Origin of the sequence: Catenulispora acidiphila DSM 44928 (assembly GCF_000024025.1) — a bacterium.
In the GTDB taxonomy this organism is placed as follows: domain Bacteria; phylum Actinomycetota; class Actinomycetes; order Streptomycetales; family Catenulisporaceae; genus Catenulispora; species Catenulispora acidiphila.
In genome coordinates this window covers 2,074,488-2,096,420 of the sequence record NC_013131.1, presented here as the reverse complement: position 1 = coordinate 2,096,420, position 21,933 = coordinate 2,074,488, and the positions used below count along the sequence as shown (strand labels likewise).

Sequence of the window (21,933 nt, the reverse complement as noted above, 5' to 3'; positions counted from 1 at the left end):
AGCGGCGGCTTCGGTGTCAGCGAAGGGGAGGAACGCCGTGCCCTTCTTCAGGAAGCGCAGGGACGTGCGGGACGGTGCGGGCGGCGGTCGGGAAGCCGGCGACGAGCCTGGCGGGGGCAGCGGAGGCAGCAGCGCCGGCGGCAGCAGCGGCAGCGGCGATAGCGATGACGCCCGCGATGAGCGCGACGACAACGACGAGCGCGAGAACGCAGCGTCCGGAGCCGCCGCCCTGCCCGCCAGGCCCGTCAGGTCCCCGCGTCCCCGCCCCGGCGGCGCCTTCGGCGAAGCCATCGCCGGTTCCATGGACTCCTTCGGCGGCGGCGTCGACTACGCGTGGCAGGGCTTGAAGAACGTCGGCGCCATGTTCCGCGACCGCCGCCGGGTCGGCGTCCGGGCCGCCGACCAGCCGACCGCCGAGTGGCTGCGGCAGCTGGCCTCGCTGCTGAGCACGGTCGGCGCGGAGATCCTGCGCTCCGGGACGAACACCAACGACACCGAGACGCAGATCGCGGACATCGCCGCGCGCTACGGCGTCACCGCACGCTGCTTCGCGCTGCCGACCGGGATCTTCGTCCGGGTCCAGACCGCCTTCGGCGACAGCGCCGGTGAGTTGGACTTCGCGCCCGTCGGCGCCGGCGGCATGCAGCTCAACCAGGTCGAGGCGATCCAGGTCCTGGTCCAGCGAATGCTCGACGAGGCGCTGCCGTTCGAGGAGGTGCGCAAGGCGCTGCGGGAGGAGCAGAGCCTGCCGCGGCGGTTCAAGCCCGCCACCGTGATCTCCGGCTACGCGCTGCTGACGCTGGCGCTGGGGATGCTGCAGCACCCGACGTGGAACGCCGCCGCCGGCTACCTCGCGGCCGGGACGGCGGTCGGCGTGATGCAGTACCTGGTACGCCGCTACCTGCCGAACCTGCTGACGCTGTTCCCGGTCGCTGCGGCGATCATGGTCACGGCGCTGGCGCTGCGCTTCGCCGGGCCGATCCTGCATCAGGACCCGGGCTTCCTCTACATCCCGCCGCTGATCGGCTTCCTGCCCGGCGCCGCGCTCACCCTCGGCGCGATCGAGCTGGCGACCGACTCCACGCTGTCCGGCGTGACGCGGCTGGCCGGGGCGGTCAACGTGCTGCTGATGCTGGCCCTCGGCATCCTGGTCGCGACCGACACCGTGCGCCCGCACCCGGTCGGCACGCCGGTCCCGGCGGTGCTGGGCGCCTGGGTCGGCTGGGTTTCGGTGCTGCTGCTGGCGGTCGGCTTCACGCTCAACCACGACGCGCCGCGCCGCTCGCTGGCCTGGCTGACGGTGGCCCTGCTGGTCACGCGCGTGGTGCAGACCGCCGGGACGCTGGTCGGCGGCCAGGCGCTGGGAGCGTTCGTGGCCGGCATGGCGCTGCCGCCGACCGCGTCCTGGATCGGCAAGCGCGCGACGATCCCGGACCAGGTGATCTTCCTGCCGGCGTTCTGGATGGTGGTGCCCGGCGCGCACGGGCTGTCCGGCGTGCAGCAGCTGCTGGTGGCGCACAGCTCCGCCGGCTGGCAGACGCTGCTGAACGTGATGCTCACGGTCGGTTCGATCGCGCTCGGGGTGCTGGCCGGGGCGTCGCTGCGGCGGAAGACGCGGCTGGAGGTGCTGCCGGCTGAGGAGGGGGCGGCTGTGCGGTAGGGACCCCTGTCAGGCCTCTTCGCCCTGCTCCCCTCGCTTGCGGAAGAAGCTCCGGAAGCCCGCGTACAGCGCCACCAGCAGCGCGATGCCCAGCAGGCCGGGCTGCCAGTGCTTGCCGTTCGGGCCCGCGACGCCGGCGATGGCGTCGGGTCCGTCGGTCAGCTGCTCGCGGACCGTGCCGCAGGCCAGGGCCGGGCCGGTGGACGAGCTGCGGGCGCAGGCCGTGGACGTGAACTGGTCGGTCCGGGTGCCGGTCTTGGCGTCGCGGACGTGGGGTGTCAGGTGGTCGGATTCCTCGACGGTGCCGGCCATGACCTGGTCGGAGAAGACCACTGTGTGGCCGGAGGGGACGTTGGCGGTCCAGCGCATCGTGCGGTCCTGCTGCGTAGCGTTGGGGCTGGAGTCCACGAGCTGGAAGCCCGCGGGGACTAGGTGGTAGACCTCGAGGGCCGGGTACGAGGTCGGCGAGTCGTTGTCCACCCGGACCGTGTAATCCACGACGTCGCCGGAATGGGCCGAACGGGTGTCGTCGCTGATCTCCACGCGCACGCCGTTGCCGGTGCTGCTCGCGCTGGCGTCGGTGGGAAGCGTGGGCAGGGCGCCGGAGCCGGCCCGGGCCGCGAGCGTGGACATGGTCCCGACGGTCATCGCCGCCGCGACGACCACGCCGACTGCCGCAGCGCTGCGCATCATGGTCCGCATACCCCTGTCCTTCGGAACAAAAGGGGTGCGACTTTAGCCCGTATGGATCCGTATATACCCATACAGATGTACCGGCGTTTCGGATCCGGTCCGCCGACCGACCACTCACCCGTGAGTGAACCCCCGGTGCCGCCGCGCCAAGACCCCGGGCAGCCCTGGCGCGCCGAGGGTCGGCCGCCGGAGAAGCCGGGTCCGCCGAACAAGCCGCAGCGCGGGCCGAACGTGCCCGGCGGGTGGCCGCGGCTGCTGCTCACGATGCTGCTGGTCTTCCTGGTCACCGACCTGCTGCTCTCGCTGTTCAACGCCGGCGCGTCCTCCTCGAAGGTCCCATATACGGAGTTCACCAAGCAGGTCGCGGCCAACAACGTCAAGGACGTCTACTCCAAGGGCGACGCCATCCAGGGCGACCTGAAGGAGAAGGCGCCGGTCCCCGATGACGGCGACGACACTTAGAGCGACCGCCACTTGATGGGGTGCAGCTGGCTGTGGACGGCAAGTGATTGAGGGGATTGACAGACAGGCACGGATCCCGGTGATCTCGGAGTTCTCTACGCTTCGTAACCGCCGGAGGATCCGTGCCTGCAGTCCCATCATCTCTGTTCGATGTGTTGTGGGACCAGTTCGCAGCTCTGCTGCCCGAACGGCCCGAGTTCGACCCGGCCCATCCGTGGGGATGCCACCGCCGCCGGATACCGGACCTGGTCGTGTTCCGGCACGTCGTGGACGCCCTGGTCCACGGTTCGGGGTACGAGCGGATCGCCTCGCAAGGGTGCTCCGCGACCACCATCCGCCGCCGCGTCAAGCAATGGGCCCACATAGGCCTGGCACAGGAACTCCACCGGATTGTGCTGGCCGCCTACGACACGATGATCGGCCTGGACCTCCACGACCTGTCCGCCGACGGCTGCCACACCAAAGCCCCATGCAAAGGCGACAAGGCCGGACCCTCACCGGTCGACCGCGCCAAGCAGGGCTTGAAACGCTCCACCTTGGTCGACGGCGACGGCGTTCCGCTCGGCCTGGCCTCGGCCGGCGCCAACCGACACGACTCAAAGCTGCTGGAACCCACCATCGAGGCAGCGAAACAGCAGGTCGGACACCTACCGGACAGAGCCACGATCCACCTGGACTCCGCCTACAACGGCAAACCGTGCCGCAAGGTCCTCGACGACCACCACCTGATCGGCGAGATAGCCGCCAAGGGGGTGCCGGCTCCGATCCAGGTCGGCAAGCGATGGGTCGTGGAACGCAGCCAGAGCTGGATGAACGGCTACGGCAAGATCCGCCGCTGTTTCGAACGCGACGGCGAGATCGTCGACTTCTACCTCTACCTCGCCGCCGCGTTCGTCACCGTCCGTGCACTCATCCGCCGAGCCCGCAAGCGCTACCGCTGGGACACCCGACCGACCAGCCGCCGACTCCCCTAAACCATCAAGTGGCGGTCGCTCTTATACGAAGTTCAACACGCAGCGTCCGTCGTGGGCCGAGGACCCGTTGTGGCAGCAGCTGTCGGCCAATGGAGTGACGATCACCGCCAAGCCGGTGGTCCAGCAGCAGAGCTTCCTGGTCAACCTCCTGATCTCGCTGGCTCCGGTGGCGCTGCTGCTCGGACTGTGGCTGCTGATCGCCCGCCGGATGAGCGCCGGGGCGATGGGCGGCCTGGGCCGGCGCGGTCCGCCCAAGCCGGTGGCGCCGGAGGAGGGCAAGCGGACCACGTTCGCCGACGTCGCCGGGATCGACGAGGTCGAGGCGCAGCTGGCGGAGGTCGTGGATTATCTGAAGAACCCGGCGCCCTTCCAGCTCATGGGCGCGCGGATGCCCGGCGGCGTGCTGCTCGCCGGTCCGCCCGGGACCGGCAAGACGCTGCTGGCGCGGGCCGTGGCCGGGGAGGCGAACGTGCCGTTCTTCTCCGCCTCCGCCTCGGAGTTCATCGAGATGATCGTCGGCGTCGGTGCCTCGCGGGTGCGCGAGTTGTTCAACGAGGCGCGCAAGGTCGCGCCCTCGATCGTGTTCATCGACGAGATCGACACCATCGGCCGGGCCCGCGGCCGCGGCGCCGGCCTCGGCGGCCACGACGAGCGCGAGCAGACGCTGAACCAGATCCTCACCGAGATGGACGGCTTCACCGGCAGCGAGGGCGTGGTCGTGGTCGCCGCCACCAACCGCGCCGACGTGCTGGACCCGGCGCTGACCCGCCCCGGCCGCTTCGACCGCGTGGTCCAGGTCGGCCCGCCAGACCGGGCCGGCCGCGAGGCCATCTTGGCGATCCACACCCGCCGCATCCCGCTCGCCCCGGACGCCGACCTGCGCCAGGTCGCGGCGATGACCCCGGGCATGACCGGCGCGGACCTGGCGAACCTGGCGAACGAGGCGGCGCTGCTGGCGGTGGCGCGGCACCGGAGCGACGTGGGCCCGGCAGAGTTCTCCGACGCCCTGGAGAAGATCCAGCTCGGCGCCGAACGCCCGGTCCTGATCCCCGAGGAGGACCGGCGCCGCACCGCTTACCACGAGAGCGGCCACGCCTTGCTGGGCATGCTCCAGCCTGGTGCGGACCCGGTCCGCAAGGTGACGATCGTGCCGCGCGGCCGTGCCCTCGGCGTGACGCTGTCCACGCCGGAGAACGATCGCTACTCGCATACCGAGGACTATCTGCGCGGCCGCATCTGCGGCGCCCTCGGCGGCATCGCGGCCGAGCAGGTGGTGTACGGCGACGTGACGACCGGCGCCGAGAGCGACCTGGAGCAGGTCACCGCGATCGCGCGCGGCATGGTCGGGCGCTGGGGCATGAGCGAGCGGATCGGCCGCCTGACCGCGATCCCGGACGACGCCTCGCAGGCCTACGGCTTGTCGGCGGCGCCGGCGACGCTGGACGCGGTGGATTCGGAGGTCCGGCGCATCGTCGCGGAGTGCTATGAGAAGACGGTACGAACACTGATCGAGAACCGGGAGCGGCTCGACGCCCTGTCCGCGGCGCTGATGGAGCACGAGTCGCTGGATGAGAAGGCTGCTTATCGGGTCGCGGGGGTGCCGCGGCAGGTGTCTGAGTCGAATTAGCGACGGCCTCGAAGGGGTGACAGCTTCGAATGAGCGGCGGCCTCGGACGAGTGACAGCGCCGGATCAGCGGCTGCTTCGGATTAGCGACGCCCGGGCGCGGTAATCGTCACGGTGTGCTCAGCCGTCTGCCCGCCGACGTGTGGGACTACGTGCGCGACGCCCCTGGGACGTATCTGTGGCTGGTCGCCCTGTTCGGCGTGTCGCGGTACGTCAGGCGGCTGCCGGCCGAGCGCGCGACGAAGCTGCTGGAGGCGAACTCCACGAACCTGGCGCGGCTGCGGCAGGCGCCGCTCAAGGTGATGGTCACCAGCTTGTTCTTCACCACCGGGACCAGCTGGTTGTTCTATGCGGTGACCTACAGCGTCTTCCACGCGCCGGCCGAGCACTGGCTGGGGACGTGGCGGTGGCTGGTGGTGCTGGGGTTGGCACACGTCGGCGCCACGCTGCTGAGCGAGGGCTGGGTCGCGCGGGAGATCCGCGCCGGGCGGCTGCCGCGGTCGGAGCGGATGGCGGCCGACTACGGGGTCAGCTATGCGCAGGCCGGGGCGGCCGCGGTGTTGACGTACCGGATCCCGGAGCCGTGGCGGCTGCTTTATCTCGCGGCGCTGATCGCGTTCTACGGGTACGGCTGGGTCAAGAACCGGCGGGATTTCACGGCGATCGGGCATGTGTGCGCGGTCGCGATCGGGCTGGCGTGCTTCTGGATCGCGCCCTGATCGCGCCCTGAACGGTGTGCTCGCGCCCGCGCGACGGCGACTTGAGAGATTTGAGAGACTTGAGCATCTCGTGGCGCGGCTAGGGTTTACCCTTCCTGTCCTCGACCGGCGGTCGGACCTTGATCGCGACGACAAGACTGGCTTCCCACTCCAGTGCCGCCTTCTGCGCGGCGTGCCATGTGCAAAGGCCCAGGAGGTTGCCGAGAGAGTGGTCGTCCTTCGCGCCGTCGTGGACGACCATGCCGGCTTCGCGGGAGCAGCCGACACTGAAGTGGGCGTGCTTCCATTCGCAGCGCCGTCCACAGCGCCGCATGACCTTGCGGACGAGTCGGTTCCAGTTTCGCGGCAGCTTCACCAGATCCTGCGATCCACTCACATCAGAGAGTTCCCCTGAATATCCGATCGGCGCGCGGGGCGCACGCTTTGATCACCTCAACGAGTGACAGAGTGACTGGCTAGGCTCGCGGGATGCTGATCGCCACCTCCGCGCTGTTGCGGCGCACCGGCTCCGACGGACGTCCCGAAGTGCTGGTCGGGCTGAAGAAGACCGGCTTCGGCGCCGGGCTCGTCAACTGCCCCGGCGGCAAGCTCGAGCCCGGGGAGAGTCCGGAGGAGGCGGTCGTGCGCGAGTTCATGGAGGAGACCGGCATGACGCTGGCGGCGGGCGACCTGACGCCGGCTGCCGAGCTGGTCTTCCGGTTTCCGGACGTGCCGGAGTGGGAGGACCTGCGCCTGCACTACTTCACCGCGACGAGGTTCGCCGGGGAGCCGCAGGAGAGTGAGGAGTTCGCCGCGGGGTGGTTGGCCGAGGCGGAGCTGCCCTATGAGCGGATGTGGGACGATTCACGGCTGTGGCTGCCACCGGTGCTGGCCGGCGAGCACGTCGTGATGGACGTCACCTACGCCGGCCGCAGCAAAGTGGCCTCGTACACCCGTCAGCCGTCGCCGGCCGGGTGAGACTATTGCTCCACCGGGTGCAGCGACATCGGGCCGTAGACGACGGAGGTGTCCTCCATCAGCGTGACCTGGTCGACGCCGGCTTCCAGCAGGTCCTTCCAGTTCTCCCCGATCCAGCTCTCGGCGTCGGACTGCGTGGAGAACTCCTCCGGTTTGGCACCGGCGTCCTTCTCGCCGCCGGCGGTGTCCTCATAACGCCACATGAAAGTCACGGTGTTGACCCCTTCGATCGCCCAGCCATCGCTGAATAACATAACGCGGACGTTGATCCTTGGCGGCGCGCGCTCCGGGAAGTCTTCCGAGGCCGAGCGCCGCCTCACCCGCCTGGCTGACGACGCGGGCACCGCGCACGCGGCCCTCTACGTCGCGACCGGCGGCCGCCGCGACGGCGACGCCGACTGGGCCGAGCGGGTACGCCGCCACCGCGAGCGCCGCCCGGATTCCTGGACCACAGCGGAGACCACGGACGTGGCCGCGGTCCTGCGCGCCGCGACGCAGCCGGTCCTGGTGGACTGCCTGACCCTGTGGCTGACCGCGATGATGGACGACGTCGGCGCCTGGGACGACCAGACCTGGCACGACACCGGGGAGCGCGAACTCGCGGCGCGCTTCGACGAGCTCGAGGCGGCCTGGCGGGCGGCGACGGTACCGGTGCTGGCGGTGAGCAACGAGGTCGGGCTCGGCATCGTGCCGGAGAGCGCCGGCGTACGGCGGTTCCGGGACGAGCAGGGGCGGCTGAACCAGCGGATGGCGGCGGCTTCCGAGGGAGTGGTTTTGATGGTGGCGGGGATCGCGGTGGTGGTGAAGTAGGGGACGGCGTGGGTTTGGCGGTGCGGAGCGCGGATTCGGCGGCGCAGTGCGGGGTGCTTGGGTGCGGGGTGCTTGGGTGCGGGGTGCTTGGGTGCGGGGTGCTTGGGTGCGGGGTGCTTGGGTGCGGGGTGCTTGGGTGCGGGGTGCGAGCGCCGGGGCTTCCCCATCGACAGTGCACCGCCGCTAGGCTGTTCGCACCATGGACGCGCCCGAGAACCCCACTCCCGAGTCGGCCGATCAGCCCGAGCCCAGCGTGGCGGCGGCTGAGACCGAGAACCTCGCCGAAGCCACGCCGGCCGACGACGCTGCTGAGGTCGCAGAGTCCGCGGAGGTCGCTGAAGTCGCCGAAGTCGCTCAGGCGGCCGACTCCACCGCTGACGCCGATGCCAACGCTGACGCCGATGCCGCCACCGATGCCGTCACCGATGCCGTCACCGATGCCGCCACCGACGCCGACTCCACCGTCGCCACCGAGGCCGCCGAATCCGGCGACACCGCTGAGGCCACCGACACTCCCGCCGGGCCCGAGCCGTTGAACCTGGACAAGCTCGCCGATCAGGCTGAGCGTCCGGATGAGGCGGCGCGCGATGAGATGCGTACGCGGCTGGCGGGGCTGGCCGTGCCCGCTGCGGGGCTGGGACGGTTGGAGGAGCTGGCGATTTGGCTTGCCGGCGCGCGCGGGAGCGGGCTGGCGCGGCCGGTTGAGCGCGCTCGGGTTGTGGTGTTCGCCGGTGATCACGGGGTGGCGGCGCATAGCGTGTCGGCCACGGCGTCGGAGCAGACTCAGGCTGTCACCGCGGCGCGGGTGCGGCAGATCGAGGACGGCGGCGGTGCGGTCGGCGTGCTGGCGCGGCTGCATGGCGCGACCGTGCGCGTGATCGACATCTCGGTCGGCAGCCCGTCCGGCAGCATCGACAGGGAAGACGCGGCGACCCGCGAGGAGATCGAGGAAGCGTTCCGGCTCGGCATGTCCATCGCCGATGCCGAGGCCGACTCCGGTGCCGACGTGCTGATCCCCGCCATGGTCGGCGTGGGCGGCAGCACGGTCGCCTCGGCGCTGTCCGGCATCCTGACCGGCAAGGACGCGGCGGCTGTGACCGGCCGCGGCTCCGGGATCGACGACACGGCGTGGATGCGCAAGTGTGCGGCGGTCCGTGACGCGATGCGGCGTGGACGCCCTGTCCTCGGCGACCATTTGGAGCTGCTGACGAAGGTCGGCGGACGCGACTTCGCCGCGCTGACCGGTTTCCTGCTCCAGGCGGCGATCCGGCGCGTGCCGGTCCTGCTGGACGGTGTGACCACCACCGCCTGCGCGATGCTGGTGCAGCGCATCGCCTACCGCGCGCCGCAGTGGGTGCTGGCCGGCGCGCTGTCGCCGGAGCCCGCGCACAAGGCGGCGCTGGACCGGCTGTCGCTCGAGCCGCTGGTCGAGGGCTACGACGTGCGCCAGGCCGAAGGCGCGCTGGGACTCCTCGCGCTGCCGATGCTGAAGGCCGCCGCCGCGCTCGCCACGGAGCTGTCGACGTTCGCCGAGACCGGGATTCCGGAGCCGACGCTGCGGTCGCGGATCTGACCTGCCTCTGATCCTCGATCGCCTGATCGCCTGATCGCTTGATCGCTTGATCGCCGAAGGATTCCCGATCACCGAAGGACTCCCGATCACCGCACCATGAGCATCCTCCCCGGCCTCCGCCTCGCCTTCTCCACCCTCACCGCGCTCCCGATCGGCCCGCCGCAGCAGGTCGATCGGACGGTCGCGGGGCGCGCGATGGCGTGCGCACCGGTGGTCGGCGGCGTACTCGGCGCGACGGCGGGAGCAGTCGGCGCCGCACTCGGGTGGTGGACCACCAGCCCGGTCGCCGCAGCGGTCGGCGGCATCGCGACGCTGGCCGCGCTGACCCGCGGCCTGCACCTCGACGGCCTCGCCGACACCGCCGACGGCCTCGGCTCGGCCAAGCCCGCCCCGGACGCGCTGCGCATCATGAAGGCCTCGGACATCGGCCCGTTCGGCGTCATCACGCTGGTCCTGGCCCTCCTCGGCCAGGTCCTGCTGCTCACGAGCGCCTGGGGGCGCCACGGCGCGTGGTACGGAGCGTGCGCCATCGCAGTGTCCTGCGTCGCCGGACGCCTCGCCGTGCCATGGGCCTGCCGCCCCGGCGTCCCCTCGGCACGCCCCGACGGCCTCGGCGCCTGGGTCGCGGGGAGCGTGTCGCAGGTGGCGGTCGCCATCGCATCCACCGGCGCACTGGTCGCGGCAACTATCGCAGGGCTCTGCGTGACCGACGGCGCGCGCTGGCTGCTCTGGCCCGCCGCGATCGTGGCCGCGATCGGCAGCGCGACACTGGTGCTGCGCCACACGAATCGCCGCTTCGGAGGCATCACCGGCGATGTACTGGGAGCGCTCGTCGAGACAGGATTCACGGTCTCGCTACTCGTCCTGGCCCGGTGAGCGCAATGCCCGTCGCTGACCCACTCGCCGTCCTCTGCGCCCTACTCGACCGATCCGTCACGCAGATCGCCGAGGCATCCGCCGACGCGCGCACCTTCGACCGGGGACTCATCATCCGCGTCTCAGACATCTGGGACAACAGCACCTCACCGCTGTTCGCTGCCGCCGTCGGCACGAAGCGCCGACATTCCAGGCGTCAAGCAGCGGCCGCTCTGCTGTGGATGGCGGACTTCCACCGCGAGTGGATGGTCGAGCAGGCTGCCATCGCAGGATTCGCCCTGGAGGACTCGCTCCCACCGACCCCGTTCCGAGGTCCCTATCGCGACTACTCCGGCAGAGTCCAGCCCTGGCCGCAGCCCCTCACCACGGACGCCGTAGAGGAAGTGGCCGCAGACTACGATCTCGCCGCGTCACGCGTGATCAGCTTCCGGGCCGAACGCGCCGGGCGCCGTCTCGACGCCCACGTCACCATCCGCGTCCCGCGCCGCTTCCCAGCCGACACGTCGGAACCCGCTGCGCTGGCCTTCCACCTGAAGGACGTCACCCGCGTCGAAGTCGCCGCCTCCGACCTCCACGGCGCCGCAGTCACCGTCACCGATGACGGACCGAAGATCGCGCTGGGCACCCGAGGATTCGTGCACGCCGCTTCCGGACACCTGGACGTCACCGACCAGGCCTGGCACGAGTCAGCCGCCGGTCGCCGTGCCGACGCCGTGGTCCCGCCGGGCCCCGAGGAGAAGGGGCACCCGCGACCGGACGTCGTACGGTACGACGTCGGCAGAGCCGCGTCACGCGGGTTCGCCGAGACGATGCGCGAGATACGCGTCATGCGCTATCCCGTGCTGGTCGATCTCCCAGGTGTATCCGAGAGTTGCCGACGCTATGCGGGCGCCGGAGCGATACTCCTTGCCGCGGCCGACCGGCGGACAACACGGCAGCGCGCCGCCATCCTCCGCCCCCTGACCGACGCCGCGCAAAACCCGTTCGAGCCGCGCCCGAAGGTCGAACCTGGGCGTCGGCCCGCCGTATCGACAGCCGAACTCCGCATGGTCAAGTACAGAGCGGACCACGAACGGTATGGGCGTCCGGTGGCGGAGGAACTGCTTCGCCACTACGCGGTACCGATACCGGTACCGATCGGCGGCCTCGAAAGCAACGACCCGTGGCGAATCAGCGTCCTGCGAGATCCGGAGCCACACACCTTCGCAGTCCGTACCGAGGACTTCCTCGCCGGCTGCTAACGCCCGAGCATTCGAGCCCGGAATCCGCGCATCCGGAACAGGATCGCTGCCCACCCCGCGGGCTCGTGGAACACGATGAAGTCCTCGAACCTGTGCTCCCCGCGACGGCCGTCGACCTGCACCGCCGCGTCTCGCAGAGCGGTCAGCTGCGCCACTGTCATCGGTAGCGCGCGCTCGCGTGGCTGATACGTGGAGCCGATGGGGTAATCGCGGTAGGGGCGGTCGGTCATCTCGACGTGGCAGCCCATCACCCAGGTCACCTTGTGGGCGGCGCAGAAGGCCACCAGGCGGTTGAGGGTGGCGACGAGTTGCGCGTAGTCCGCGACGTAGATGCGGCCCGGGTACACGGTGTCGCCGGTGAGGAGGAAGCCGGTTGCGGGGTCGTGGAATACCACTCCCGCGGCGTGGTGGCCTGGGGCGCCGAGCGCGCGGAGGACGCGGTCGCCGAGGTCGACCTCGACTTCCTGGTCGGGCCAGCGTGTGTCGTCGAAGCCGAAGAAGTGGCGGACCGCTTCTGGTTCCTTCGCGACCACCAGTGTGTCCGGGCGTCCGGTGAACTGCGCGTCCGCCGCGACGTGGTCGCCGTGGCTGTGCGTGTGCGCGACGACCAGTTCGTAGCCGTCGCGCGGATGCTGCTGGAGCCAGTTTGTGATCAGTTCGTCGACCGTCGCGCGCAGGGGGAAGACCGCCGGGTCCGCGGTGGCGCCGGTGTCGAGCAGGAGTGCGCGGTCGGCGCCGAACAGCAGGTAGATGAACGGCGCCTCGTAGTTCGTGCTCTTGCTCTGGCGGAGGATCACCGTGCGTTCGTCGTAGGCGTGCACCTGGATCGGTGGCTCCGTTGCCGAACTCCAGCGGCGTACTCCGTGGTTCCAGTGCAGGTCCAGCGGGCTGGCCAACGTCTTACGCCGCCCCGCTCACGATCCCCCAGGTGTGCGTCACCGATGCGCCGGGCTCCAGGGCGATGAGGCCCTTGCCGCTGTTGAACGCGTCGGGCGGGCAGCTCATCGGCTCGACGGCCAGTGCGGAGCGGTGGTAGGGCGGGTCCAGGGGGTCGCCGGAGAACAGCTGCACCCACTCCAGGCCTTCGCCGAACCACATCGTCACGCCGTCCGCGCCCTGGCCGAGGGTCACGCGGGCGCGGCCGTCGTTGTCGCGGACGATGTCGGTGTACGCCGTGTCCAGCGTCAGTCCGCGCAGGGGGCGGCGGTCGCGCAGGTCGTACGGCGTGCCGGCGACCGGGACCTCGCACTGCGGGATCATGCGCTCGTCGACCATCAGCCAGCGGCCGGCGGGGACCTGCGCCAGACCCTGCGGGCCGTCGAGGCCGCCGTCGGTCTTCAGGTAGGCGTGCGAGCCGATGCCGTACGGCGCTTCCCACTCGCCGGCGTTGCGCGCGGTCACCGAGACGGTCAGGCCCTCGTCGGCGTCCAGCGTGTACTCCGCCGCCACGTCGAGCGCGAACGGGTAGCCGGGCTGCGGCTCCAGGCGGACGGTCATGCGGAGCGAGGAGTCGGTGTGGGTCTCCGGCGTCCAGTGGGCGAGCCGGGTCAGGCCGTGGATCGCGTTGTGGCGCGCGGCCTCGCTGATCTCCAGCTCGCGTTCGACGCCGCGGAAGGTGTACTTGCCGTCGCGGATGCGGTTGGGCCAGGGGATGAGCAGCTGGCCGCTGCCGCCGACCGGGACGCCGTCCTCGGGGAACTCCATGATCAGTTCCCGGTCGTTCAGCCGCAGGGCCCTGAGAGCCGCCCCGACCTCGGTCACCGTGGCGGCGTACTCCCCTGCCTTGATCGTGTACTGCTGTCCGGTCGGCCGCTCGCCACCACTGCCTGTATGGGGGATGCTGATCATGCCGCCATGCTCCCACGAAGGCGCCCCCGGCGCTCGGGCCGGGGGCGGATCGTCTGAGAGTTTGATCAGCCGCGGGTGCGGACGTCCACGAACGGAGGCTTCACGACAGTGAACGCCGCGGCTTTTCCGCGCACGTCCAAGTACACGGTGTCGCCTTCGGTGTACTCGCGGTCCAACAGCGCCAGGCCGATTCCCTCGCGCAGGGTCGGCGAGAAAGTTCCAGAGGTGACCTCGCCGATCTGCTTGCCGTCGGCGTCGTTCACCACCATGTGCGCCCGCGGGATGGCGCGGTCGACGGCGCGGATGCCGCGCAGCAGACGCTTGGCGCCGGCCTCGCGCTCGGCCAGCAGGACCTCGCGTCCCCAGAAGGCCGGCTTCTTCCAGCCGACGGCCCAGCCGGCGCGCGCCATGTTCGGCGTGATCTCCATCGACAGGTCCTGGCCGTGCAGCGGGTAGCCCATCTCGGTACGCAGCGTGTCGCGCGCGCCGAGGCCGCAGGGGCGGATGCCGAACTCCTCGCCGGCGGCCTGCAGCGCGTCCCACAGCGCCTCGGTCTTGTCCCACGGCGCCACCAACTCATAGCCGTGCTCGCCGGTGTAGCCGGTGCGGCAGACGGTGAGCGGGGCGTTCTCGAAGGAGGCGACGGTGAAGGACATGTAGTCGTGGTCGGTCGGCAGCCCGAGCTCGGCCAGGACCGCGGCGGACTTCGGGCCCTGAACCGCGAGCACGCCGAAGTCGCGGTGCCGGTTCTGGACCGTGACGCCTTCGGGCGCCGCTTCCCGCAGGCGGCGGACGACCTCGGAGGTGTTGGCCGCGTTGGGGATCAGGAAGACGTCCTCGGGACCGTTGAGGTAGGCGATGAGGTCGTCGACCACGCCGCCGGTCGCGTCGTCGCAGCACAGCGTGTACTGCGCCTGGCCGTCCTCGATGCGCTGCAGGTCGTTGGCCAGCACGGAGTTCACGAACGCCGCCGCGCCGGGACCGGTGACCGAGGCCTTGCCCAGGTGGCTGACGTCGAAGACGCCGACCTGCTCGCGGACCGCGGCGTGCTCCTTGAGCACCCCGCCTGTCCTGCTGTACTCGATCGGCATGTCCCAGCCGCCGAAATCGGACATCTTCGCGCCGAGGGCGACGTGGCGGGCGTGCAGGGGCGAGGTGAGGGGATCGCTGGTCACAGGCCGAGACGATACCCGAGCAAAGCGGTCGGGCGAGCCGTGCTCAAGGCGGTGCGCGCCGGACCACCGGCGGCGGGGAAGGTCATCCCGGCGTATCGCCCGGCATGCCGGTACGGAATACAGTCGCCTAAAGTAACGATGACTCGGGTGACGGCCGCCTCGACCGCTGTGAAGGGCGAACCCCTTCCCCGCCAGAATCTGCAGATGTCCTAGCGAGAACTGGATCAACGATGACCTCGATCTCCCTGTCCGCTACCGCGACCGGCAAGGCGGACGCCGTCGTAGTCGGTGTGTACGCCACCGAGACCGCCAAGGGGGTCAGGGGCGTCGCCCTGGCACCCGGCGCCGAGGCCGTGGACGCGGCCTACGGCGGAGCCCTGGCCAAGGCGCTGGACCTGCTCGGCGCCGCCGGCAAGGACGGCGAGCTGACCCGGGTGCCGGCGCAGGGCGACGTCAAGGCGCCGCTGATCGTCGCCGTGGGTCTGGGCAAGAAGCCCGGCAAGGGCGCGGCCCTGAACACCGACACCCTGCGCAAGTCCGCCGCCGCCGCGGCGCGTTCGCTGGCCGGCAAGGCCAAGGCGGTCTTCGCGCTGCCGGCCGAGGACGCCGAGCAGGTCGGCGCGATCGCCGAGGGCGTGCTGCTGGGCACCTACGCCTGGCAGGGCTTGAAGACCCCGCGCAAGGACGCCAAGGGCGCCCTGGGCGAGGTCGTGCTGGCCACCGGCGCGGCCAAGCAGGCGCCGGCGAAGAAGGCCGTGGAGCGCGCCGGCACCGTCGCCGGCGCCGTGAACCTGGCCCGCGACCTGATCAACACCCCGCCCTCGCACCTGTACCCGGCCAGCTTCGCCGAGCGCGCGCAGGCCGAGGTGAAGGACGCGGCGCTGGCCACGCTCAGCATCGAGGTGCTGGACGAGAAGGCACTGACCAAGGGCGGCTACGGCGGGATCATGGGCATCGGCAAGGGCTCGGCCAAGCCGCCGCGCCTGGTGCGCGTGACCTACCGGCACCCGAAGGCCAAGAAGCACCTGGCGCTGGTCGGCAAGGGCATCACCTTCGACACCGGCGGCATCTCGCTGAAGCCGGCGAACGCGATGGACACCATGAAGTCGGACATGAGCGGCGCCGCCGCGGTGTTCTCCGCGACCGTGGCGGTGGCCCGCCAGGAGGTGCCGGTCAACGTCACCACCTACTTGTCGCTGGCCGAGAACATGCCCGGCGGCGGCGCGATCAAGGTCTCGGACGTCATCACCATGTACGGCGGCAAGACCGTCGAGATCATGAACACCGACGCCGAGGGCCGCGTGGTCATGGCCGACGCGCTGGCCCGGGCCAGCGAGGACGGCCCGGACCTGCTGCTGGACGTGGCGACCCTGACCGGCGCGCAGGTCCTGGCGCTGGACCGGCTCTCCGCGGTCATGGCCAACGACGAGGAGCTGCGCACCCGCATCGTGGAGACCGCGAAGGCCGCCGGCGAGGAGATGTGGCCGATGCCGCTGCCGGAGTACCTGCGCGAGACCATCGACACCCAGAGCGCCGACATCTCGAACATGGGCCAGCGCATGGGCGGCATGCTGGTCGCCGGCCTGTTCCTGCGCGAGTTCGTGGGCGAGGGCATCAAGTGGGCGCACCTGGACATCGCCGGCGCCTCGTTCAACGAGAAGGCGCCCTACGGCGACACCCCGAAGGGCGGCACCGGCGCCGCGGTGCGCACGCTGGTGAAGCTGGCCGAGGACCTGGGCGCCGGCAAGTAGGCACCGGCACGCACGCACCGATCAGGTGAAGCACCGCGCGGGCGATCACCGGCAGGTGCACCTGCTCTGAAGCATGAAAGCGCTGATCCGAGGCGGCTCGCGCTGACCCGAAGCGGTCATCTCCCCAACCGGGAGGTGACCGCTTCGCGTTTGCGGGTAGACGTGTCGCCATGAGCGCCGACGAGGGCACCGACTCCCCCGCGCATCCGGCCCACGACCCGCACGAAGGGCTCGGGGCGCGGCTGAACTGGCTGCGCGCCGGCGTGCTGGGCGCCAACGACGGCATCGTCTCCACCGCCGGCCTGGTCGTCGGCGTCGCCGGCGCCACCGACACCAAGTCCACGCTGCTGGCCTCCGGCATCGCCGGACTGCTGGCCGGCTCGCTGTCGATGGCCTCCGGGGAGTACGTGTCGGTGTCCACGCAGCGCGACACCGAGATCGCGGCTCTGGCGCTGGAACGCAAGGAGCTGGCCGAGGCACCGGAGGAAGAGCTCGAGGAACTGGTCGGCCTCTACCGCGACAAGGGCCTGACGGAGAACACCGCGCGCCGCGTCTCCGAGGAGCTGACTGCGCACGACGCCCTCAGCGCCCACGCGCAGACCGAACTCGGTATTAACCCCGACTCCCTGGCGAACCCCTGGAGCGCGGCGATCGCCAGCTTCGTGGCGTTCAGTGTCGGCGCGCTGCTGCCGCTGCTGGCGATCGTGCTGCCGCCGCGCGAGTGGCGCGTCCCGGTGACCGTGGTCAGCGTGCTGATCGCGCTCGTCGCGACCGGCTTCATCAGCGCGCGCCTGGGCCGCGCGGCGCCGGGACGGGCGATTCTGCGCAACGTGATCGGCGGCGCGCTGGCGATGGGGATCACCTATCTCGTCGGCACCCTGATCGGGAAAGTGGATTAGCCTAGGGCGCCATGTGGCACTTGCACGAGCAAGAACATATTGCGCGGTGGCAGGCGGCCGCCGCGGACGGGGACATCGAGGCGATGCTGCACCTCGCGCACGCGGCCAAGCACCACGACCCCGCCGAAGCAGAGCGCTGGCTGCGCACGGCCACCGACCTCGGCAGCCTGGAGGCGGCGCACAAGCTGGGCGTGATGCTGTGCCATCGCGGCGACCCCGAGACCGGCGAGGACTTCGTCCACCGCGCGGCGATCGGCGGTTATCAGGACGCGATCGCCACGATGGGGCAGTTCTGCGAGCGGCGCGGGGACCTCGAGGGCGCGGACGCCTGGTTCTGCAAGGTCTCCGCGGACGACGACAGTTCCTGAGAGCGGCGAGCTTGTCGCGGCCTTCGAGTTTGTCGAGGCCATGAGTCCGTCGAGGATCGCTGAGATCGCGAAGACCGCTGAAACCGCCGAGATCGCTGAGGTTTGTTGAGATCGCCGAGCCCGTCTAGGACACCGAGCCCGCCGAGGCCGCCCGCACCGTCAGCCCGCGCCTCGGCGGTCAGACGCCGTCCAACCGCCGCTTGTCCTCCTCGGCGCGCTTGCGCGTCCAGTCGCGCATGCGCTGCGGGTAGCCGACCACTCCCGCGTCGTAGGCGGGAATCCCCAATGCCCGCGCCAGCGCGTGCGCCTGCTGCGGGCTGCGCACGCGCCGCCGTGTCCACTCCCCGGACGCCGCGATGAAGACCACTGTGGTGTCGGTCACAGAGGTGCGCGGCTCTATGTACGCCTCGACGCCGGCCCGGCTTCGGGCGAACTCGCTCAGGTGCGCTTCGGCGGCGGCCAGATCCTCTGTGGATCTCCTGCTGGGCGGCGGCGTCATCGGTCCGGGTGCCGCACCGGGCATCGGGGGACGGCGTCGGCGGAACAGGGGCATAACCACTCCCGGAAGATCGTTGCTCCCTCACGCCGGGCCGTGGGGCTCGGCGAAAGTCGGGCCCGCACGCGGACTAGACTGGCGTTCCGGTCGTGGATGCGCTACCCGCGACTCCGCGTCCGTCCGTTCGCTGACCCTTCCACAGCAGTGTGTCAGTGTGGGGCGGAACGGGACCGGCTAAAGCGAGAAGCAGGCAGCGAGAGGAACGCACGTGGCAGGCGACAACCAGTTCGACTTGGTCATCCTCGGCGGCGGCTCGGGCGGCTATGCCTGCGCCTTCCGCGCGGCGGACCTCGGCATGAGCGTGGCTCTGATCGAGAAGGCCGAGGTGGGCGGGACCTGTCTGCACCGCGGCTGCATCCCCACCAAGGCGCTCCTGCACGCCGGCGAGATCGCCGACAACACCCGTGAGGCGGCGCAGTTCGGCGTCGCGGCCACCTTCCACGGCATCGACATGGCGGCCGTCAACTCCTACAAGGACGGCGTCGTCGGCCAGCTGTACAAGGGCCTGCAGGGCATTGTGAAGGCGCGCAAGATCGAGTTCATCGCCGGCGAGGGCAAGCTGGTCTCGGCCAACACGGTCCAGGTCAGTACTAATAATGGATCTGGTGGCCAGAACGTCACCGGCTCGAACGTGGTGCTGGCCACCGGCTCGGTGCCCAAGTCGCTGCCCGGCCTGGAGATCGACGGCAACCGCGTGATCTCCAGCGACCACGCCCTGAAGCTGGACTACGTGCCGGCCTCGGCGATCATCCTCGGCGGCGGCGTCATCGGCTGCGAGTTCGCCTCGGTCTGGAAGTCCTTCGGCACCGACGTGACCATCATCGAAGGCCTGCCGCACCTGGTCCCGCTGGAGGACGAGAACTCCTCCAAGCTGCTGGAGCGCGCGTTCCGCCGCCGCGGCATCAAGTACGAACTGGGCAACTTCTTCTCCGGCGTGGAGTACACCGAGAACGGCGTGCGCGCCTCGATCGCCAACGGCAAGACCGTCGAAGCCGACCTGATGCTGGTGGCCGTCGGCCGCGGCCCGGTCTCGGCGGGCCTGGGCTACGAGGAGGCCGGGGTCGCCATGGACCGCGGCTACGTCAAGGTCGACCAGTACTGCCGCACCTCGGTCCCCGGCGTCTACGCCGTCGGCGACCTGATCCCGACCCTGCAGCTGGCGCACGTCGGCTTCGCCGAGGGCATTTTGGTCGCCGAGCACATCGCCGGGCTGAACCCCGCGCCGATCGACTACGACGGCGTGCCGCGCGTGACCTACTCCCACCCCGAGGTCGCCTCGGTGGGCCTGACCGAGGCGCAGGCGAAGGGCAAGCACGGCGAGGACGCCGTGAAGACCTTCAACTACGACCTCGCCGGCAACGGCAAGAGCAAGATCCTCAAGACCTCCGGCCAGGTCAAGGTGGTCCAGCAGGTCGACGGACCGGTGCTGGGAATCCACATGGTCGGCGACCGGATGGGTGAACTCGTCGGCGAGGCGCAGCTGATCTTCAACTGGGAGGCGCTGCCGCAGGAGGTCGCCCAGCTCGTGCACGCGCACCCGACGCAGACCGAGGCGATGGGCGAGGCCATGATGGCCCTGGCCGGCAAGCCGCTCCACGTCCACGACTGATAAGCCTGCTGTATGCACACCGCAGGACACCGCCTGCGGAAGCCGAAGAATTCTGCACGGAATGTTCTGCGAAGGAGATAGAGAGCGCTCATGTCGGTCTCAGTAGTTCTGCCCGCGATGGGTGAGTCGGTCACCGAGGCCACCATCACCCGCTGGCTGAAGAAGGAAGGCGACCGGGTCGAGGTCGACGAGCCGCTGCTCGAGGTCTCCACCGACAAGGTCGACACCGAGATCCCGTCCCCGGCGGCCGGGTTCCTGGTGTCGATCAAGGTCGGCGAGGACGAGACGGTCGAGGTCGGCGCGGAGCTGGCGGTCATCGGCGACACCGCGGACGCGGCCGGCGGCGGGAACGGCGGCGGCGCGCCGCAGGCCGCCCCGGCGCAGGCCGAGGCTCCGGCGCCGCAGCAGCAGGCGGCGCCCGCGCCCCAGGCCGCCCCGGCTCCGCAGCCGCAGGCTCAGCAGCAGCCGGCTCCGCAGGCTCAGGCTCCGGCGCAGGAGCAGGCGCAGGCGCCGTCCGGCGGCGGCTCGGCCTCCGGCACCCCGATCACGCTGCCGGCGATGGGCGAGTCGGTCACCGAGGCGACCGTCACCCGCTGGCTGAAGGCCGTCGGCGACACCGTCGAGGTCGACGAGCCGCTGCTCGAGGTCTCCACGGACAAGGTCGACACCGAGGTCCCCTCGCCGGTCGCCGGCGTGCTGCTGGAGATCAGCGTCGCCGAGGACGAGACGATCGACATCGGCGCGCAGCTCGCGGTGATCGGCGCCCCGGGCTCGTCGGCTCCGGCGCAGCAGCAGGCTCCGGCCGCTCCGGCGCAGCCGCAGCAGCAGGCGGCGCCCGCGCCCCAGGCCGCCCCGGCCCCGCAGGCCCAGCCGCAGCAGCAGGCCGCCCCGGCTCCGCAGCCGCAGGCCCAGCAGCCGGCGTCGCTGCCCAGCACCCCGCCGGTCGCGCCGTCCGCCCCGGCTCCGCAGGCTCCGGCCCCGGCCGTGGCCAACGCGCCGTCCTACACCGCGACCGCCCCGGCGCCGAACGGCCAGGCTCAGCAGTCCGCCCCGGCTGCCGGCGGCGAGTTCCGTCCGGGCACCCCGGCGGTCGTCGCGCAGGCCCAGACCGCCGCCCGCGTCGACGCCCCCGGCGCCGGCAGCGAGCCGGCCGCGGCCTACGTCACCCCGCTGGTCCGCAAGCTGGCCGCCGAGCACAGCGTGGACCTGGCGAGCGTCACCGGCACCGGGGTCGGCGGCCGGATCCGCAAGCAGGACGTGATCGACGCGGCCAAGGCGGCCCAGGCCAGCGCGGCCGCCGCCGCTCCGGCTCCGGCCGCGGCGTCCACCGGCTCCGCGCCGGCCGCCAAGGCGCCGGTCACCCCGAGCCCGCTGCGCGGCCGCACCGAGAAGCTGACCCGGATGCGCGCGCTGATCGCCAAGCGCATGCTCGAGTCGCTGCAGACCTCGGCGCAGCTGACCACGGTGGTCGAGGTGGACGTCACCAACGTCGCCCGCCTGCGGACCCGCGCCAAGAACGAGTTCGAGGCGCGCGAGGGCGTGAAGCTCTCGTTCATGCCGTTCTTCGCCCTGGCCGCGATCGAGGCGCTCAAGCAGCACCCGAACCTGAACGCGGTCATCGACACCGAGGCCGGCACGGTCACCTACCACGACTACGAGAACCTGGCGATCGCGGTCGACAGCGAGAAGGGCCTGATGACCCCGGTCATCAAGAACGCCGGCGACCTGAACCTGGCGGGCCTGGCCCGCGGGATCGCGGACCTGGCCGAGCGGACCCGCACCAACAAGGTCCTGCCCGACGAGCTGGCCGGCGGCACGTTCACGCTGACCAACACCGGCAGCCGCGGCGCGCTGTTCGACACCCCGATCCTGAACCAACCGCAGGTCGGCATCCTCGGGACCGGCGCGGTCGTGAAGCGTCCGGCGGTCATCAACGACCCCGACCTCGGCGAGGTCATCGCGGTCCGCTCGATGGTCTACCTGGCCCTGACGTACGACCACCGCCTGGTGGACGGCGCGGACGCCGCCCGCTTCCTGGTCACGATCAAGGAGCGGCTGGAAGAGGGCAAGTTCGACTCGGACCTCGGTCTGTAGCCTGGAGCGCACGTAGAGCCTGGAGCGCTTGTCAAGGCTCTTG

At 70.9% G+C, this 21,933-nt stretch carries 21 protein-coding genes and 1 pseudogene; 15 read left to right on the top strand and 7 right to left on the bottom strand.

Annotated features, from left to right (window positions below; translation table 11 throughout):
* Nucleotides 1-37: 37 nt before the first annotated feature.
* On the top strand, nt 38-1,660 hold the full coding sequence (locus tag CACI_RS09215) for a threonine/serine exporter family protein (protein WP_012786064.1): 1,623 nt from the start codon (nt 38-40) through the stop codon (nt 1,658-1,660).
* A 9-nt stretch (nt 1,661-1,669) separates the two neighbouring features.
* On the opposite strand, the gene CACI_RS09210 is transcribed toward CACI_RS09215, so the two are convergent.
* A complete protein-coding gene (locus tag CACI_RS09210) occupies nt 1,670-2,362 on the bottom strand; it encodes a DUF11 domain-containing protein (RefSeq protein WP_012786063.1) in 693 nt (230 codons plus the stop codon).
* 111 nt (nt 2,363-2,473) lie between these two features.
* On the opposite strand from CACI_RS09210, the gene CACI_RS09205 reads away from it, so the two are divergent.
* From CACI_RS09205 to CACI_RS09190, 4 genes and pseudogenes are all read left to right on the top strand, one after another.
* Nucleotides 2,474-2,815, top strand: coding sequence for an ATP-dependent metallopeptidase FtsH/Yme1/Tma family protein (locus tag CACI_RS09205; RefSeq protein ID WP_143765185.1), 342 nt, complete (start codon nt 2,474-2,476; stop codon nt 2,813-2,815).
* Between the two features lie 122 nt (nt 2,816-2,937).
* The gene (locus CACI_RS09200) at nt 2,938-3,789 is read left to right on the top strand and encodes an IS5-like element ISCaac1 family transposase (protein ID WP_012786061.1); all 852 of its coding nucleotides are present in this window, start codon (nt 2,938-2,940) and stop codon (nt 3,787-3,789) included.
* A gap of 19 nt (nt 3,790-3,808) precedes the next feature.
* Nucleotides 3,809-5,416: pseudogene (gene ftsH, locus CACI_RS09195) on the top strand (ATP-dependent zinc metalloprotease FtsH); the annotation flags it as partial.
* A gap of 114 nt (nt 5,417-5,530) precedes the next feature.
* The gene (locus CACI_RS09190) at nt 5,531-6,133 is read left to right on the top strand and encodes a rhomboid-like protein (RefSeq protein WP_012786060.1); all 603 of its coding nucleotides are present in this window, start codon (nt 5,531-5,533) and stop codon (nt 6,131-6,133) included.
* 79 nt (nt 6,134-6,212) lie between these two features.
* Here CACI_RS09190 and CACI_RS09185 read toward each other — a convergent pair whose 3' ends face one another.
* Nucleotides 6,213-6,509, bottom strand: coding sequence for a hypothetical protein (locus tag CACI_RS09185; RefSeq protein WP_041540132.1), 297 nt, complete (start codon nt 6,507-6,509; stop codon nt 6,213-6,215).
* A 92-nt stretch (nt 6,510-6,601) separates the two neighbouring features.
* Between CACI_RS09185 and CACI_RS09180 the strand changes: the two genes are divergently transcribed.
* Complete coding sequence (locus CACI_RS09180; RefSeq protein WP_012786058.1) at nt 6,602-7,090, top strand: 8-oxo-dGTP diphosphatase; 489 nt, start codon at nt 6,602-6,604, stop codon at nt 7,088-7,090.
* A 2-nt stretch (nt 7,091-7,092) separates the two neighbouring features.
* On the opposite strand, the gene CACI_RS09175 is transcribed toward CACI_RS09180, so the two are convergent.
* Entirely contained in the window at nt 7,093-7,302 is a 210-nt protein-coding gene (locus CACI_RS09175) for a hypothetical protein (protein WP_012786057.1), read from the bottom strand.
* Nucleotides 7,303-7,354: 52 nt separating this feature from the next.
* Here CACI_RS09175 and CACI_RS09170 point away from each other — a divergent pair, with 52 nt between their 5' ends.
* The 4 genes from CACI_RS09170 (at nt 7,355) to CACI_RS09155 (ending at nt 11,590) form a co-directional block, all read left to right on the top strand.
* Nucleotides 7,355-7,900 carry a bifunctional adenosylcobinamide kinase/adenosylcobinamide-phosphate guanylyltransferase gene (locus CACI_RS09170; protein ID WP_012786056.1) on the top strand — a complete coding sequence of 182 codons (546 nt, stop codon included), beginning with the start codon at nt 7,355-7,357 and terminating at the stop codon, nt 7,898-7,900.
* A 199-nt stretch (nt 7,901-8,099) separates the two neighbouring features.
* Nucleotides 8,100-9,473, top strand: a complete 1,374-nt coding sequence (locus tag CACI_RS09165) for a nicotinate-nucleotide--dimethylbenzimidazole phosphoribosyltransferase (RefSeq protein WP_012786055.1) — start codon at nt 8,100-8,102, stop codon at nt 9,471-9,473.
* 96 nt (nt 9,474-9,569) lie between these two features.
* The gene (locus CACI_RS09160; RefSeq protein ID WP_012786054.1) at nt 9,570-10,349 is read left to right on the top strand and encodes an adenosylcobinamide-GDP ribazoletransferase; all 780 of its coding nucleotides are present in this window, start codon (nt 9,570-9,572) and stop codon (nt 10,347-10,349) included.
* Between the two features lie 5 nt (nt 10,350-10,354).
* The gene (locus tag CACI_RS09155; RefSeq protein ID WP_012786053.1) at nt 10,355-11,590 is read left to right on the top strand and encodes a hypothetical protein; all 1,236 of its coding nucleotides are present in this window, start codon (nt 10,355-10,357) and stop codon (nt 11,588-11,590) included.
* Here the strand turns inward: CACI_RS09155 and CACI_RS09150 are convergent.
* From CACI_RS09150 to gcvT, 3 genes are all read right to left on the bottom strand, one after another.
* A complete protein-coding gene (locus CACI_RS09150) occupies nt 11,587-12,486 on the bottom strand; it encodes an MBL fold metallo-hydrolase (RefSeq protein WP_012786052.1) in 900 nt (299 codons plus the stop codon). The genes CACI_RS09155 and CACI_RS09150 overlap by 4 nt on opposite strands.
* A gap of 4 nt (nt 12,487-12,490) precedes the next feature.
* Nucleotides 12,491-13,438, bottom strand: coding sequence for an aldose 1-epimerase family protein (locus CACI_RS09145; protein WP_012786051.1), 948 nt, complete (start codon nt 13,436-13,438; stop codon nt 12,491-12,493).
* A gap of 65 nt (nt 13,439-13,503) precedes the next feature.
* The gene (gcvT, locus tag CACI_RS09140) at nt 13,504-14,613 is read right to left on the bottom strand and encodes a glycine cleavage system aminomethyltransferase GcvT (RefSeq protein ID WP_012786050.1); all 1,110 of its coding nucleotides are present in this window, start codon (nt 14,611-14,613) and stop codon (nt 13,504-13,506) included.
* 230 nt (nt 14,614-14,843) lie between these two features.
* On the opposite strand from gcvT, the gene CACI_RS09135 reads away from it, so the two are divergent.
* From CACI_RS09135 to CACI_RS09125, 3 genes are all read left to right on the top strand, one after another.
* Nucleotides 14,844-16,364 carry a leucyl aminopeptidase gene (locus tag CACI_RS09135; protein WP_012786049.1) on the top strand — a complete coding sequence of 507 codons (1,521 nt, stop codon included), beginning with the start codon at nt 14,844-14,846 and terminating at the stop codon, nt 16,362-16,364.
* A gap of 170 nt (nt 16,365-16,534) precedes the next feature.
* The gene (locus tag CACI_RS09130; RefSeq protein WP_012786048.1) at nt 16,535-17,263 is read left to right on the top strand and encodes a VIT1/CCC1 transporter family protein; all 729 of its coding nucleotides are present in this window, start codon (nt 16,535-16,537) and stop codon (nt 17,261-17,263) included.
* An 11-nt stretch (nt 17,264-17,274) separates the two neighbouring features.
* Nucleotides 17,275-17,631 (top strand): SEL1-like repeat protein, encoded by a 357-nt coding sequence (locus CACI_RS09125; protein ID WP_012786047.1) that lies wholly within the window; start codon nt 17,275-17,277, stop codon nt 17,629-17,631.
* A gap of 178 nt (nt 17,632-17,809) precedes the next feature.
* On the opposite strand, the gene CACI_RS09120 is transcribed toward CACI_RS09125, so the two are convergent.
* Nucleotides 17,810-18,184: a hypothetical protein gene (locus tag CACI_RS09120; RefSeq protein WP_012786046.1), complete on the bottom strand. Its 375-nt coding sequence runs from the start codon at nt 18,182-18,184 to the stop codon at nt 17,810-17,812.
* Nucleotides 18,185-18,395: 211 nt separating this feature from the next.
* Here CACI_RS09120 and lpdA point away from each other — a divergent pair, with 211 nt between their 5' ends.
* Nucleotides 18,396-19,796, top strand: a complete 1,401-nt coding sequence (gene lpdA / locus CACI_RS09115) for a dihydrolipoyl dehydrogenase (RefSeq protein WP_012786045.1) — start codon at nt 18,396-18,398, stop codon at nt 19,794-19,796.
* A 90-nt stretch (nt 19,797-19,886) separates the two neighbouring features.
* Nucleotides 19,887-21,890 (top strand): 2-oxoglutarate dehydrogenase, E2 component, dihydrolipoamide succinyltransferase, encoded by a 2,004-nt coding sequence (sucB, locus tag CACI_RS09110; RefSeq protein WP_012786044.1) that lies wholly within the window; start codon nt 19,887-19,889, stop codon nt 21,888-21,890.
* Nucleotides 21,891-21,933 lie beyond the last annotated feature (43 nt).